Annotated in this window: 12 protein-coding genes and 1 pseudogene; 4 read left to right on the top strand and 9 right to left on the bottom strand. The window is 66.6% G+C overall.

From position 1 onward, the window contains the following. A partial coding sequence (locus AZG88_RS54660; protein WP_231914352.1) for a serine/threonine-protein kinase occupies positions 1–588 on the bottom strand: 588 nt, incomplete at its 3' end. Between the two features lie 806 nt (positions 589–1,394). Here AZG88_RS54660 and AZG88_RS39455 point away from each other — a divergent pair. Beyond that, entirely contained in the window at positions 1,395–2,921 is a 1,527-nt protein-coding gene (locus AZG88_RS39455) for a hypothetical protein (RefSeq protein WP_061042009.1), read from the top strand. 57 nt (positions 2,922–2,978) lie between these two features. Next, a complete protein-coding gene (locus AZG88_RS39450) occupies positions 2,979–3,608 on the top strand; it encodes a cysteine hydrolase family protein (RefSeq protein ID WP_005249858.1) in 630 nt (209 codons plus the stop codon). Between the two features lie 36 nt (positions 3,609–3,644). Here AZG88_RS39450 and AZG88_RS39445 read toward each other — a convergent pair whose 3' ends face one another. The 5 genes from AZG88_RS39445 to pdhA all read right to left on the bottom strand — a co-directional run bounded on the left by AZG88_RS39445 (position 3,645) and on the right by pdhA (position 9,496). Continuing rightward, positions 3,645–4,610: a sugar phosphate isomerase/epimerase family protein gene (locus tag AZG88_RS39445; RefSeq protein WP_061042008.1), complete on the bottom strand. Its 966-nt coding sequence runs from the start codon at positions 4,608–4,610 to the stop codon at positions 3,645–3,647. Between the two features lie 71 nt (positions 4,611–4,681). Then, positions 4,682–6,058, bottom strand: coding sequence for a dihydrolipoyl dehydrogenase (gene lpdA / locus AZG88_RS39440; RefSeq protein ID WP_061042007.1), 1,377 nt, complete (start codon positions 6,056–6,058; stop codon positions 4,682–4,684). A 60-nt stretch (positions 6,059–6,118) separates the two neighbouring features. Next, entirely contained in the window at positions 6,119–7,396 is a 1,278-nt protein-coding gene (locus tag AZG88_RS39435; protein WP_061042006.1) for a dihydrolipoamide acetyltransferase family protein, read from the bottom strand. A gap of 16 nt (positions 7,397–7,412) precedes the next feature. Then, positions 7,413–8,414 carry an alpha-ketoacid dehydrogenase subunit beta gene (locus AZG88_RS39430; protein ID WP_061042005.1) on the bottom strand — a complete coding sequence of 334 codons (1,002 nt, stop codon included), beginning with the start codon at positions 8,412–8,414 and terminating at the stop codon, positions 7,413–7,415. Next, the gene (gene pdhA, locus AZG88_RS39425; protein WP_061042004.1) at positions 8,411–9,496 is read right to left on the bottom strand and encodes a pyruvate dehydrogenase (acetyl-transferring) E1 component subunit alpha; all 1,086 of its coding nucleotides are present in this window, start codon (positions 9,494–9,496) and stop codon (positions 8,411–8,413) included. The genes AZG88_RS39430 and pdhA overlap by 4 nt, the downstream gene beginning before the upstream one ends. A 169-nt stretch (positions 9,497–9,665) precedes the next feature. Between pdhA and AZG88_RS39420 the strand changes: the two genes are divergently transcribed. After that, the gene (locus tag AZG88_RS39420; protein ID WP_025433548.1) at positions 9,666–10,139 is read left to right on the top strand and encodes an Lrp/AsnC family transcriptional regulator; all 474 of its coding nucleotides are present in this window, start codon (positions 9,666–9,668) and stop codon (positions 10,137–10,139) included. 43 nt (positions 10,140–10,182) lie between these two features. Here AZG88_RS39420 and AZG88_RS39415 read toward each other — a convergent pair. After that, positions 10,183–10,524, bottom strand: a pseudogene (locus tag AZG88_RS39415) (MFS transporter); the annotation flags it as partial. Between the two features lie 69 nt (positions 10,525–10,593). Here AZG88_RS39415 and AZG88_RS39410 point away from each other — a divergent pair. Beyond that, entirely contained in the window at positions 10,594–12,006 is a 1,413-nt protein-coding gene (locus AZG88_RS39410) for an IS30 family transposase (RefSeq protein ID WP_082833580.1), read from the top strand. Here AZG88_RS39410 and AZG88_RS39405 read toward each other — a convergent pair. Together AZG88_RS39405 and AZG88_RS39400 are read right to left on the bottom strand one after the other, a co-directional pair. Beyond that, entirely contained in the window at positions 11,971–13,029 is a 1,059-nt protein-coding gene (locus AZG88_RS39405; RefSeq protein WP_442971768.1) for an MFS transporter, read from the bottom strand. The genes AZG88_RS39410 and AZG88_RS39405 overlap by 36 nt on opposite strands. A gap of 96 nt (positions 13,030–13,125) precedes the next feature. Further along, positions 13,126–14,493 (bottom strand): FAD-binding oxidoreductase, encoded by a 1,368-nt coding sequence (locus AZG88_RS39400; protein ID WP_061042001.1) that lies wholly within the window; start codon positions 14,491–14,493, stop codon positions 13,126–13,128. Positions 14,494–14,595 lie beyond the last annotated feature (102 nt).

Genomic DNA, 14,595 nt, shown 5'->3' with positions numbered 1-14,595 from the left:
CACCACCTCGGGGGCGGTGAACGCCGGCGAACCCGTCACGACGCCGGCGGTGGTTTCGAACCCGCCGGCGATACGGGCGATGCCGAAATCTGACAGTGCAGGCTCACCGTAGTCGCTGAGCAGGATGTTCCCGGGCTTGACGTCGCGGTGAAGGATCCCGAGGCGGTGGGCAGTCTCGAGGGCACCGGCCATCTTCACCCCGAGTCGCAGGGCTTCATCCAGTGGGAGTGGCCCGTGGCGGCGGATCCGCGCGTCGAGGGAGTCCTGGGCGTGGTACGGCATGACGATGTACGGCCGACCGTTGTCGGTGACGCCGACGTGGAGGACATTGACGACATTCGGGTGCCCGGTCAGCCGGCCCGCCGCGCGCTGCTCGCGGACGAATCGTTCCCGGTTCTGCTCGTCGAGGTCTGCGGTGAGGACCTTGATTGCCACGGTGCGGTCGAGCGCCGCCTGGGTGCAGCGGTAGACGACGCCGAAACCGCCGCGGCCGATCTCGTGTGCGTCCTCGAATCCGGCGGCTGCCAGATCGGCCGTGACCGAACCCGACGCGCCGCGTTGCGTCGCGAAGGGATCGTCGTCGGTCATCGACCGGATCGATTCTTCCGGTCCGAACCACTGTCGAAGAAGTGCACCACCGCTGGCCTCTCGAGGAGATACTCCAGGATATCGCCGACGGGCCCCCGTCCGATGCTCGACTTACGACCCACACAGGCAGAGTTTTCTGGTTGCGTCCCCGGAAGACGGTGTTACGCACAACTAAACACCCGCCCAATCCTTCCCGAGGCCTCGCACTCTCGTACGCGTCCGGCGGGATCGCCTGGGTGACGGATGATCTTCGCAGGTCAGACTGCCGCGAGCTGCGTCGTCACTCGGGCGAAACTTTTCGTGCCCGAAGCGAGTAGCCCCGCACGTCGGCGGGTACCCGGCATCCACGCTGCCCCGGGCTCGACGGCCCCGAGTGGCAGCCAGGCCCCCTGACCGGTCCCCCTCGGCTGGGAGGCCGTCCGCCGCTCGTGGCCGGGGACGCCCCCCTCTTCCTCGGCCGCGGGCGGCTCCTCGTGCGCCTGCACAGGTGCGGTCGGGGCGGGTGACGATGTGCCTGCGACAGGCGACATCCTGCACGTGGCCAACGGAAGCCGCAGAATACTGTAATCGTTCACACGACCCGCCGAAGCCGAAACGCGGTTGTCATTTTCTGCGCACCTTGCACATCGAATAGGCTCTCGCATAGTCACTTTGACGTTGACGACACATCAAAGGAAGGCGAGGATCATGCGACAACCGGGCTGCGGCGCCCCGCGTCGTGACCCGACAACGGTCACGACGCGGCCGTCCTCACCCGCACACTTCCGAGGTACTCGCCGCAAGTAATTCGATACAAGGAGTCGCACGTGGGCGCTGCGCAGATCGTGTTCTTAGTCGGCCTTGCTTCTCTGATCGTGGCCATGGCACTACGCAAGAACGTCATGATCCCTGCGGTACTCGCGACATTTGCCACGGCACTTGCGTACAGCGGCAGCGTCCCGAATGCCATCATGTCGGTGTTCCGGGCCACCATCACGTCCGGCACCGCACTGTTCGAGATCTTCATCGTCATCGCCGCGGTGACGTCGATGCTCGCGGCGGTGCGGGCGATCGGTTCCGATGAGGTGATGGTGCGCCCCGTCAGTCGGTGGATGGTCAATGGTCGCGTCGCGTACATCGTGCTGTTCGTCTTCACCTATTTTCTCTCGCTGTTCTTCTGGCCGACCCCGGCACTGGCCCTGATCGGTGCGGTTCTACTTCCTGCCGCGATCAAGGTGGGTCTGCCACCGCTCGGAGCTGCGGTGGTTCTCGCGATCTCCGGCCAGGGGATGTCGATCGCCTCCGACTACGTGATCGGTCTTGCGCCGTCGATTTCCGCGAGCGGCGCGGGCGTTCCCGCCGACGACATCGCCGATCGTGCCCTGGTGATCTCATTGATCGTCGGTGTCACCGCGGCGGTGCTCGCCTACTTCCTGACCGTCCGCCGCAGGATGCGTACGGACGCGGTTCCGGGCACCGACCCGATCGGCGGAACCGTGCATCCCCACGGCGGTGTCGGTGGCACGCCCGCCGGCCCGGCTGCCGGTTTCGCCCCGGGCCCGGATGTCGCGGTCTCACCCACCGCCACGGACGTGCTCGACGAGGAACTGCCCGGCTTCGAGGACGACGGAACGAGAATCACCGATCGCCCGACTCTGACCCGTGCGTGGGCGATCGGCGTGCCCGCCGCGTTCGTCGCCGTCCTGGTTTACATGTTGGTCGGTCGTTTCACCGACCTCGTCCCCTGGGAGGACGGCGCGGGCGCGTCTCTGGTGGGAGGCACGGCAATCATCCTGATGGCCCTCGTGACCGTCACCTCACGACGCTCCGAGGCGCTCGAATTCTGCGCCACCCACTTCATCGATGGTCTGTCGTACGCATTCAAGGCAATGGGAATCATCCTTCCCGTCGCAGGTTTCGTGTACATCGGAATTCCCGACTACTCTGGCGCCATTCTCGGACTCGACGACGACACCACCGGTCCGGCCTTCCTCTTCGACACCGTCGAACGGGTGCAGCCGTACATCCCCGACAACGGCGTTTTCGTCGCGCTCAGCATGCTCTTCATCGGTATGGCGGTCGGTCTCGACGGTTCGGGGTGGGCGGGCTTACCCCTCACCGGCGGATTGGCTGCCGCGCTGGCACCGCAGTCCGGAATGGACACCGCTACCTTGGCTGCCATCGCCCAGAACGGCGCCACATGGACGGGCGGGGGAACTCTCGTGATCTGGTCGTCGCTGGTGGTGGTCGCCGGATTCTGCCGGATACCGGTTGCCGAACTGGTCCGCCATCTCGTCGTCCCGGTGATGGCCGGACTGCTGCTGGCTACCGGAGCCGCCGTCGTCATCTGGTAGCGGCTCAACGCCGAACAAGGTTTCCGCACAACCCCTGACATGGAAGGACACTAACGAATGAGCTCGGTCCCGTTCCGCTACGACCCCGCCCGGTGCGCACTGATCGTCATCGACATGCAGAACGATTTCTGCTCACCCGCCGGGTCGCTGGCCCAGAAGGGCTTCGACGTGACCGCTCCGGTGGCGATGGCTCCGCGACTGGACCACCTCGTCGCGTCCGCGCGCACGGCCGGGGTCCGGGTGATCTTCGTACGTACCCTGCACGACGAAACCACCGATACACCCCAGTGGCTCGGTCGCGTGGGCGAGGGACCGGACGCGGCACGCACCGGAATTACCTGCCGCACAGGAACACCCGGGGCAGACTACTATGCCGTCGCTCCGCAGGACGGCGACGTGGTGATCACGAAGAACCGGTTCAGCGCATTCGTCGGCACCAACCTCGACCTCACCCTGCGTTCCCTCGGCATCGACTCCCTGCTCTTTACCGGCGTCGCCACCGAGGTATGTGTCGAGTCGAGTCTGCGTAGCGCGCTGTTTCACGAATACTGGGTTTCGCTCGTCGAAGACTGCGCCGCCACCTACAGCCGAACAGCCCACGACGCTTCGGTGTCCGTCGTCGCCCAGAATTTCGGCACCGTGATCACCGCCGAGAAGCTCGAGACGTTTTGGACTGCAGGATTGTGAACGGCTTCAGCAAGCGACGGGTGCGTTGAGCGACCGTCAGATCTTCGCCGGAGTCCAGTCGGGGGCCTCGACGAGGGCGACCTGCTTCAGGAGGTTCGCCGCCCGGCCGACGCCTTCGAGGGAATTGACGAGTGCGTCCTCGTGCTCGATGTTGAGTGTGCCGTCGTATCCGACCGCGCGAAGGTTGTAGACGAAATCCGCCCAGAACGCGGCGCCGTCCGGGTGGCCGAGACCGAGAGTGACGTAGTTCCAGGCCCGCCCCAGCGGATCGGTCAGGGGCCCGGTGTCGAGGAGTCCGTCGCGTTGCGCGGTCCAGGAGTTGATGCGAATGTCCTTCGCGTGCACGTGGAAGATCGACGTGCCGAGAGCACGAATGACGGTGGGGATGTCGGCGCCCATCCACATCAGATGGGACGGGTCCAGGTTCGCGCCCACCACGTCGTCGCCTGCGCTGTCGATCAGCCGGAGCATCGCCGAAGCGTTGTGCACGAGCTGACCTCCGCACGCTTCGACAGCGAGCTTGACGTTCTGGTCCCGGGCGAAGGCCGCGAGTTCCTTCCAGTACGGAATCGCGACTTCGTTCCACTGATAGGCGAGGACATCGAGGTTCTCCGGTGGCCACGCCGTGGTGATCCAATTGGGGTTGGTGTCACCTTTCGCGCCCGGCAGTCCGGACATGAGGACGACGGTCGGGACGTCGAGTGCGCTCGCGAGTTCGACGGTCTTTCGGATGACGGCGTCGTGCGCCTGTCCCGAGACCGGATGCAGTTGGTTGCCGTTGGCGTTCAGTGCGCTCAGCGTCAGGCCCCGGCTGGAGATCTTCTCGGCGAACGCGGCGCGGGCGTCCGCCGACGAGACCAGTGTGTCGAGGTCGGCGTGCGGCGCCTCCGACCAGTTTCCCGTTGCGACCTCGACCGAGTTCAAGCCGTGTTCCTGCGCGAGGTCGAGAGCTGTCTCGAAAGGTAGATGGCTGACCGAGTCGGTGATCAGTCCGATTTCCATGCCTGCTCTCCCTCACACTCGGCGCTCCGTATAACTAGTACGTTCTAGCCATCCTATTTGTCAAGACATTCTCAGCTGTGACTGTGCAGTGGTGTACCCGCGAGAGCGAGGTGTGCCTCGCCGAGTGCTTCGGCCTGGGTGGGGTGCGCGTGCACGAGGGCGGCGACTTCGCCGGGGTAGGCGCCCCAGTTGACGATCAGTTGGGCCTCGCCGATGAGTTCGCCCACGCGCTCGCCGACCATGTGGATCCCGACGACCGGTCCCTCCGTGGCTCCGGCGCGCACCAGTTTGACGCCGCCGCTGGTTCCGAGGATCTGACTCTTGCCGTTGCCGGCGAGGTCGTAGACGACGGTGGCGACGTCGCCGTGCCGCTCGCGGGCCTGGTCTTCGGTGAGCCCGACCGACGCGACCTCCGGGTTGGAGTACGTCACCCGGGGGATGCCGCTGTCCTCGATCGATGTCGGGCTCAGACCGGCGATCGTTTCCGCGACGAAGATGCCCTGCTGGAATCCGCGATGCGCGAGTTGGGGTCCGGCGACGATGTCGCCGACCGCGTACACGTCCGGCTGCGAGGTGCACAGAGAGTCGTCGACCGTGACGAAACCGCAGGAGTCGAGTACGACGCCGTTCTCGGTGAGCCCGATGTCGGTGGTCCGGGGTCCGCGGCCGACCGCGACGAGCAGCAGGTCCGCCTCGATCGTGTCGCCCGACTCCACCGTGACGCTGACCGTGCTCTCGTCCTGGACCGCCTTCGCGAATCGCGTGCCGGTCATGATCGTGATGCCGCGTTTGCGGAGGGCCCGGGTGAGTTGCTTCGACGACCACTCGTCCTCTGCGGCGACGAGCCGGGGCAGCGCTTCGACGATCGTGACGGCCGCGCCCAACGAAGCCCAGATACTGGCGAACTCGACCCCGATGACACCGCCGCCGAGTACGACGACGCGCTTCGGAAGCTCGGGAAACGTCAGCGCTTCGTCGCTCGTGAGGATGCGGCCACCGATCTCGAGTCCGGGCAGGCTCCGGACCTGCGAGCCGGTCGCGAGCACCAGCGACGTGCCGGTGATCGTGCGATCGCCGACGTGGACGGTGCGGCCCCCGCCGTAGCGGCCGGTGCCGTGCACCACCTCGATCTTGTGGCTGCGGACCAACCCCTGCAGGCCCTTGTACAGACGTTCGACCGTCGCGTTCTTGTAGGCATGGACACCACCGAGGTCGATCCCGTCCAGCGTCGCACCGATACCGAGGGCCGACGCGTGATTGACGGTGTCGGCGACCTCGGCGGCGTGCACGAGCGCCTTGGTGGGGATGCACCCTCGGTGCAGGCAGGTGCCGCCGACCTTGTCCTCTTCGATCAGGGTGACGGTCTTGCCCAGTTGCGCGGCGCGGAAGGCGCAGGCGTACCCGCCGGATCCACCGCCGAGAATCAGGACGTCCGGTTGGTCGGACATGGGAAAACTCCCTCGGTCGGGCACGTCACGGACGTGCCGGAAGGTTGGAAGAACAGGGGCTCAGCTCAGTGCGATCAACGTCAACGGGTCCGACAGGATCTGACCGATGGCCGCGAGGAATCTCGATCCCTGCTCGCCGTCGACCAGTCGATGGTCGAACGACAGGCTCAGTGTGGTGACCGAGCGCAACGCGATCTCGCCCTGGTATTCCCACGGCTGCCTGCGGATCGCGCCGAAGCACAGGATCGCCGCCTCGCCGGGGTTGAGGATGGGCGTGCCCGCGTCGACACCGAAGACGCCGACATTGGTGATCGTGATCGTGCCGTCGGCCAGATCGGCGGGCCCGGTCTTGCCCTCCTTCGCCGTGGTCGTCAGATCCGACAGGGCGATCGCGAGGTCGCGCAGACCGAGGGTGTGGGCGTTCTTGATGTTCGGCACCATCAGCCCGCGCGGGGTGGCGGCCGCGATGCCGAGGTTCACGGAGCGTTTGAGGACGATCTCCTGAGTGTCCTCGTCCCAGAACGAATTCAGGGTCGGGTTGGTGCGCAGCGCCACGAGCAATGCCTTGGCCACCAACGTCAGTGGTGTCAGGCGCACGTCGGTGAAGTGCTTCGTTTCGCGCAGCTGAGCCAGGAGGTCGATCGTCGGGGTGACGTCTACCGTGACGAACTCGGTGACGTGCGGGGCGGTGAATGCGCTGCGGACCATCGCTGCGGCGGTGTGCTTGCGGACGCCCTTGATCGGGATGCGTTCCTCGTCGGCGTCCGGCGGGACCGTCGCCGCGGACGTCGTCACCGGGGCGGCGGTGCGGTGGCGCTCGAGGTCGTCCCTGGTGACTTCACCGTGCACCCCGGTTGCGTCCACTTCGGTGAGGTCGACACCGTGTTGCTTCGCGGCGAACCGCACCGGGGGAGAGGCCAGCGGACGCGACGTGCCCGGCGCCGCGGTGACGTCGACTCGGGTTCCCGCCGCCGGACGCCGCTGCCGGCGCCGGCTCGAGGAGTCTTCGGCCACGCCGTAGCCGACCAGGACCGGGGTCCGCTCGGCCGGGGCTGCGGGAGCGGTCGGCTCGGGGGCGTCCACCGGGTCCTCGCCGGCGACCGCGACGTCGATGAACGGGCTGCCGACGTCGACGGTCGTCCCCTCCTCGGCGTGCAACGCGACCACCGTTCCGGCGTAGGGCGAGGGCAACTCCACGGACGCCTTCGCCGTCTCGACCTCGGCGATGATCTGGTTGAGCGTCACGGTGTCGCCGACCTTCACCAGCCAGGTCAGCAGTTCGGCGTCGGTGAGGCCCTCGCCGAGGTCGGGCAGCAGGAATGTCTTGACAGTGGGCATGGCGAACTCCTGGCTCCTACGAGGTGAAGGTGCGGTCGACGGCGTCGAGGATGCGGTCGACGTCCGGCAGGAAGTGCTCCTCGAGTTTTGCCGGCGGATACGGGACGGTGAAGCCGCCGACGCGGGCCACCGGTGCTTCGAGGTGATAGAAGCAGCGCTCGCTGATGCGGGCAGCGATTTCGGCACCGATCCCGAGGAACACGGGCGCCTCGTGGGTGATCACCAGACGTCCGGTGCGCTGCACGGACGCGGCGACGGTGTCGACGTCGAGCGGGGAGATGGACCGCAGATCGATCACCTCGATCGACCTGCCCTCGCCCGCAGCGACTTCCGCGGCCTGCAGTGCAGTTGTCACGAGCGGCCCGTAGGCGACGACGGTGGCGTCGGTGCCCGGTGCGACCACCCGGGCCTTGTGCAGTGGGCTCGTCTCGGCCGCCGGGTCGAGCTGCCCCTTCTCCCAGTAGCGGCGCTTGGGTTCGAAGAACAGCACCGGATCGTCCGACGCGATGGCCTGCTGAATCATCGTGTGCGCGTCGGCGGCGGTGCTGCAGGTGACGACGCGAAGACCCGCGGTCGCGGCGAAGTACCCCTCCGGCGACTCGGAGTGATGCTCGATCGCACCGATGCCGCCGCCGTACGGGACGCGGATGGTGATCGGCATCTTCACGTTTCCGCTCGTGCGGTAGTGCAGTTTGGCGACCTGCGAGACGATCTGGTCGAAGCCGGGGTAGATGAACCCGTCGAACTGGATCTCGCACACCGGCCGGTATCCGCGCATCGCGAGACCGACTGCGGTACCGATGATCCCGGATTCGGCGAGCGGGGTGTCGATGACACGGTTGGGACCGAAGTCCTTCTGCAGTCCGTCGGTGATGCGGAAGACGCCGCCGAGTTTGCCGATGTCCTCTCCCATGAGCACGACCTTCGGGTCGTTCTCCAGGGCGCGGCGCAGGCCGGCGTTCAGGGCCTTGCCGAGCGGAAGCGTGGTCGGGGCGGCCGCGGAGATGGCTGTACTCATGCGTCGATTCCTTCGAAACTGTCGAGGTAGGCCGCGAACTGGCGCCGCTCTTCGTCGACGAGGGGATGGGGTTCGGCGTACACGTTGTCGAACAGGGACATCGGCTCGGGTTCGACGGTCTCGAGGCATCCGCGGCGCAACGCCGCTGCGGTGTCGTCGGAGCGCTGCTGCACGGCGGCGAGGTAGTCGTCGTCGATCGCGCCCGCCGACTCGAGGAGGGCGCGGATGCGGTCGAGGGGGTCCTTGCGTTTCCATTCCTCGTCGAGCGCAGCGGGGCGGTACCGGGACGGGTCGTCGGACGTGGTGTGCGGGCCCATCCGGTAGGTGACCGCCTCGATCAGGGTGGGTCCGCTGCCTTCCCGTGCCCGTTCGAGCGCGGCCCGGGTCACGGCGATCACGGCGAGGACGTCGTTGCCGTCGACGCGCACGCTGGGAACACCGAAGCCCCGGCCCCGCGCGGCGATACTCACCCGCGATTGCAGGCTGACCGGTTCGGAGATCGCCCACTGGTTGTTCTGGCAGAAGAACACCACGGGGGCGTTGAAGCTCGCGGCGAACCCGAAGGCCTCGGAGATGTCGCCCTGACTGGTGGCGCCGTCGCCGAAGTAGGTGATCGCGACGCCGTCGGAACCGTCGAACTGCATGCCCATCGCATACCCGGTGGCGTGCAGTGCCTGCGCGCCGACGATGATCGCGGGCGTCGTCATGTTGTATTCGAACGGGTTCCAGCCCGAGTGCGTCGACCCTCGCCAGAACCTGAGCATGTGGGTGGGATCGACGTCGCGGCAGTACGCGACTCCGTGTTCGCGGTAGCTGGCGAAGACGAAGTCGTCCGGACGGAGGGCGCGCGCCGACCCGACCTGCGCGGCTTCCTGCCCCAGCAGCGGAGCCCACAGCCCCAGTTCGCCCTGACGCTGCAGCGCGGTCGCCTCCGCGTCGATGCGCCGCACCACGACCAGGTCTTCGTACAGCGCGCGCACCGACGTGATGTCGACATCGTCGACGTACCGGGAGTAGTCCGGATGATTCACTCGCGCACCGTTTTCGGTGACCAGCTGCACCACATCGTCATTGTCGAACACGAAAACCTCCGAAAGTGATGTACCGGGAGAGCTCGCTGCCCGCGAGTGACCTTTTCGGTCAGAATGTTGTATTCACACAACCACCAGGATTCATCATGCGCAAGTGCTGTCGAGCAGATTAAGCAGAATGCTCAAATATGAAGCTCTGAACTCTGGCATACTGCGCTACATGACGAGACTCGATCGGACCGACGCCCGCCTGCTGCTCGCCCTGTGCGACGCCCCTCGCGCCACCGGGGTGCAATTGGCCTCCCTGCTGGGGATGGCACGTAATACCGTGCAAGCAAGGATGTCTCGCTGGGAAGAGCAACGAGTGCTTGCACCCGTCGACCGCTGCGTGTCACCCCGCGATCTGGGGTACCCCCTGCAGGCGTTCGTCACCGCGGTGGTCGACCAGCATCGCCTCGAGGACGTCATCGAGCACCTGCGGGACATCGCCGAGGTCGTGGAGGTCGTCGGCATCTCCGGAGCGGCGGACCTGCACATCGGCGTGGTCGCCGTCGATGCCGACGATCTGTATCGGGTCGCCGGCCTCATCCTCGCCGTGCCGGGGATCGAGCGCACCACGGTGTCCGTCGCGATGCGCGACGCCATCCCCTACCGAACCCGTCCGCTGCTGGAGCGGATCGCCGAGGAGCAATGACGAAGGCGCTGCCGTCGACCGCCCGGCAGCGCCTGTTCTCCGATCAGTGGTGTGCGGCGACGACCTCCCCGCCGACGTCTTCGGTACTGCGAGTAGGACTTACCCGCGATCTGAGCACGAGTACCAGCACCACGGCGACGAGCATGACCGCCCCGACGACCCACAGGCCTGCGCGTGAATTCCCGGTGGCGTCGAACAGCCAACCCGTGACGTACGGGGCCCCGAAGCCGCTCATGTTGCCCACCGAGTTGACGACCGCGATACCTGCGGCGGCACCCGCGCCGGTGAGGAACGTGCTGGGCAGGTACCAGAACACCGGCAGGGCACAGAACACACCGACCGCGTTGACGGTCACCGCGATCATCGTCGTGAGCGGCGACTGCATGGGCGGGCTCAACCGGTCGATGCAACACCTCGATCACGGAGGTTTGCGATGGGATGGGGCAACAAGCAGATGCCTGCGGCGCCGGTGGGTGCCAGGCGGCAGTGGGCGGCGGACAGGGCATTGCGACCTCCGATGCGTTCACCGGGCCGGCCGGAGCCCTCTCGCGCGGTGCAGCGGGACTTCTGGCGGCGGATCGCATCGGGAGTGACGACGGTCGAGGCCGCGGAGGCCGTCGGCGTGTCATGGCCGGTCGGATGCCGTTGGTTCCGCCACGCTGGCGGCATGCCGCCGATCAGCCTGGACGAGCCCACGGGCCGCTACCTGTCGTTCGCCGAGCGTGAGGAGATCGCGCTGCTGCGCGCCCAGGATGTTGGCGTGCGCGAAATCGCCCGCAGGATTGGACGTGACCCGGGAACGATCTCACGCGAACTGCGCCGCAACGCAGCGACCCGGGGCGGCAAGCCGGTCTACCGGGCACTGGTGGCGCAGTGGAAAGCGCAACAGGCCGCGAAGCGCCCGAAGACGGCGAAGCTCGTGGGCAACGACGAGTTGCGTAAGTACGTGCAGGAGCGGCTCTCCGGCAGCGTCCGCCGACCCGACGGCACGATCGTCCGTGGGCCTGAGACGCCCGCGTGGAAGGGACTGAACAAGCCGCATCGGCAGGACAGGCCATGGGCGACGGCGTGGAGCCCGGAACAGATCTCGCACCGGCTCAGGATCGACTTCCCCGATGATGAGTCCATGCGCATCAGCCATGAGGCGATCTACCAATCGTTGTTCATCGAGGGCCGCGGCGCGCTCAAACGGGAGCTGGTCGCGTGCCTGCGCACCGGGCGGGCGCTGCGGGTTCCCCGAGCGCGGTCGCAGAACAAACCGCAAGGGCATGTCACCGAGGACGTCGTGATCAGCGAACGCCCCGCCGAAGCCGCCGATCGCGCCGTCCCGGGGCACTGGGAGGGGGACCTGATCATCGGAACCGGCCGGTCCGCAATCGGCACGCTCGTCGAGCGCAGCAGCCGATCGACGATCCTCGTGCACCTGCCTCGGCTGGAGGGCTGGGGCGAGAAGCCACCCGTGAAGAACGGTCCTTCCCTCGGTGGCTACGGCGCCGTCGCGATGAACGCCGCGCTGACGACATCGATGACCACCCTTCCCGAGCAGCTCCGCAAGACCCTCACCTGGGACCGCGGGAAGGAACTCTCCGGTCATGCCCAGTTCGCCCTCGATACCGGCACGAAAGTGTTCTTCGCCGACCCGCACTCGCCCTGGCAACGACCGACGAACGAGAACACGAACGGCCTGCTGCGCCAGTACTTCCCGAAAGGCACCGACCTCTCCAGGTGGTCCGCCGAGGACCTCGAAGCCGTCGCCCTGGCGATCAACAACCGGCCCCGCAAGATCCACGAATGGCGAACCCCGGCCGAGGTCTTCGCCGAGCAGCTACGCTCACTGCAAGAGCCAGGTGTTGCGACGACCGATTGAATCCGCCATGTACAGGGCGATCGGAATGGAGACGGCTCCGATCAGGGTGGGGATGGCGACGTGCCAGATCCTTTCACCGGTACGGTCGGAGTGCCTGCTCCACAACACCATTGCGACAGCACCCACTGCGAACGGGACCGCGACGATCAACCCGGTGGTGAACAGCGAGAAGTCGGTGTCGAACGTCTTCTTGAAACCGGCGACGATGCTCGGCAGGAAGAAACTGAGCGAGTACAGCCCGTAGGTGATCCCGAAGTAGACGAGCCCGAGCATCCAGACGCGGGAATCTGTCACCGCCCGGCGTACCGACCCGCTGATGTGAGAGCCGGATTCGCACGCCTCGGATTCGAGTTCACGAGTGAGCCACATCTTTTCGTCCTCGTCCAGCCATGTGGCCTGCGAGGGCCGGTCCGTCAGGTAGAACCAGGTGACCACCGCGAGCACGACGGCCGGGATCCCCTCGAGCAGGAACATGACCCGCCACCCGGACAGTCCGAACATCCCGTCCCAGTACTGGATGATGGCGCTCGACAACGGGGCGCCGAGCGCCGACGACACCGGGAGCGCGAGAAGGAACAGGCCCATCAGCCGGACCCGATAGGCGCGGGGAAACCACAGCGTCAGGTAGAGCAGAACACCCGGGAAGAATCCGGCCTCGGCGATACCCAGCAGCATGCGCAGCGTATACAGCGAGCCGGCATTGGGCACGAAGGCCATGGCCGCCGCGATGATTCCCCACGTGAGCATGATCCGGGCGATCCACCGGCGCGCCCCGAACCTGTGCAGCGCGAGATTGCTCGGCACCTCGAACAGGAGATATCCGATGAAGAAGAGCCCGGAGGCCAGGCCGAACATGGTCTCGGTGAGTCCGAGTTCCTCGCTCATCGTCAGCTTCGCCAGCCCGATATTGGTCCGGTCGAGATAGTTGACGAAGTAGGCCAGGCCGAGGAACGGAATGAGCCGACGTGCGACCTTCCGGACCACCCTCGCCTCGATCTCGGGTTTCTGCAGTACAGACGACATGTGTGACTCGACTTTCTGAGGAGTGGGCATGGGTCGGACCGCCGTGTCCCGCTCGGCCGAAAAGCTTGCGTGACAGGCGTTGGTGCTCGGGGTGGTTTACGAGAAGATCTTCCCGGGGTTCATGATTCCGCGCGGGTCGAGGGCGTTCTTCACCGCTCGATGCATGCCCAGGACGACTGGGTCGAGTTCCTGGGCGAGGCCGTCCATCTTCAGTAGACCGACACCGTGCTCGCCGGTGACCGTGCCGCCGAGTTCCAGTGCCGCGTCGATGATGTCCGCGAACGCGGCCTGCGCGCGGGCGCGGGCTGCCTCGTCGTCGCGGGGTGTGATCAGGAGCGGGTGCAGGTTTCCGTCGCCGGCGTGTGCGATGTTGGCGATGGTGGTCTCGTGGGCGATGCCGATCTGTTCGATGCGCGCAAGCATCTCGGGGACAGCCCGTTTCGGCACGCACACGTCTTCGGTGAGGACCGGTCCGAGTCGTTCCATCGCGGGGTAGGCCAGACGACGCGCAGCGAACAACGCGTCCGCTTCCTCCTGGTCGGTGGAGACGGCAGACCACGTGGCTCCGGCTTCGTCGAAGCACGACAGCATCTTCTCCGCTTCCTGGTCGCCGACGACTCCCGCGGTGTCGATGCGGCCGAGCAGAACGACGTTGGCCTCCACCGACAATCCCATCTTCTTCCAGGCGTCGACGGCGATGAGGCACTGCTTGTCCACCAGTTCGAGCGCCGACGGGGTGAGCCCCGCCGCGGCCACCGCGCTGACGGCCCGGCCCGCGTCGACGATGGAGTCGAAGTAGCCGGCCACCGTGCGCTGCGGGTCCTGGAGCGGTCGCAACTTGACGGTGATTTCGGTGATGACGCCGAGCGTTCCCTCGGACCCGACCATGAGACCCGCCAGATCGTAACCGGCTACCCCCTTGGCGGTCTTGCGTCCGAGGCGCACGAGGTCGCCGGTGCCGGTGACGATCTGCATGCCGAGCACGTAGTCGCGGGTGACGCCGTACTTGACGCAGCACAGTCCGCCCGCGTTGGTGGCGACGTTCCCTCCGATCGTCGACCACGGCGAACTGGCCGGATCCGGCGGATACCAGAGTCCGTGTTCGGCGCACGCGGCGCGGAGATGGTCGTTCACCACGCCGGGCTCGACGACGGCGTACCGCTCGAGCGGATCGATTTCCTTGATCGCGTTCATGCCCTCGAGTGCGAGGACGACGCAGCCGTCGGTCGCGTTCGCTCCGCCGGACAGACCGGTCCCGGCACCCCGTGTGACGACGGCGGCGTCGTGGTCGAGGCAGGCGCGCACGACAGCCTGGACTTCGAGGGCCGTTCGGGGCCTGACGACCGCGAGCGGAGCGGCGTACGGCGCCCACTCGGCTTCGTCGTGCTGGTACTTCGCGACGACGTCGGGGTCGCGAACGACGCGATCCGCGGGGAGGGATGCCAACAGTGCATCGATCAACATGGCGAAAACCGGTCCTTTGCGGGCGAGAAGGTGATGTCTCGAATCTAGCTGTGATCTGGATCTCGGCCAATGTAGATTTCATCTATCAAATCCAGGACTCCA

This window comes from Rhodococcus sp. LB1 (assembly GCF_001583455.1).
Taxonomy (GTDB): domain Bacteria; phylum Actinomycetota; class Actinomycetes; order Mycobacteriales; family Mycobacteriaceae; genus Rhodococcus_F; species Rhodococcus_F opacus.
The sequence above is the reverse complement of the archived record's forward strand: the minus strand, read 5'-3'. Positions and strand labels throughout refer to the sequence as shown.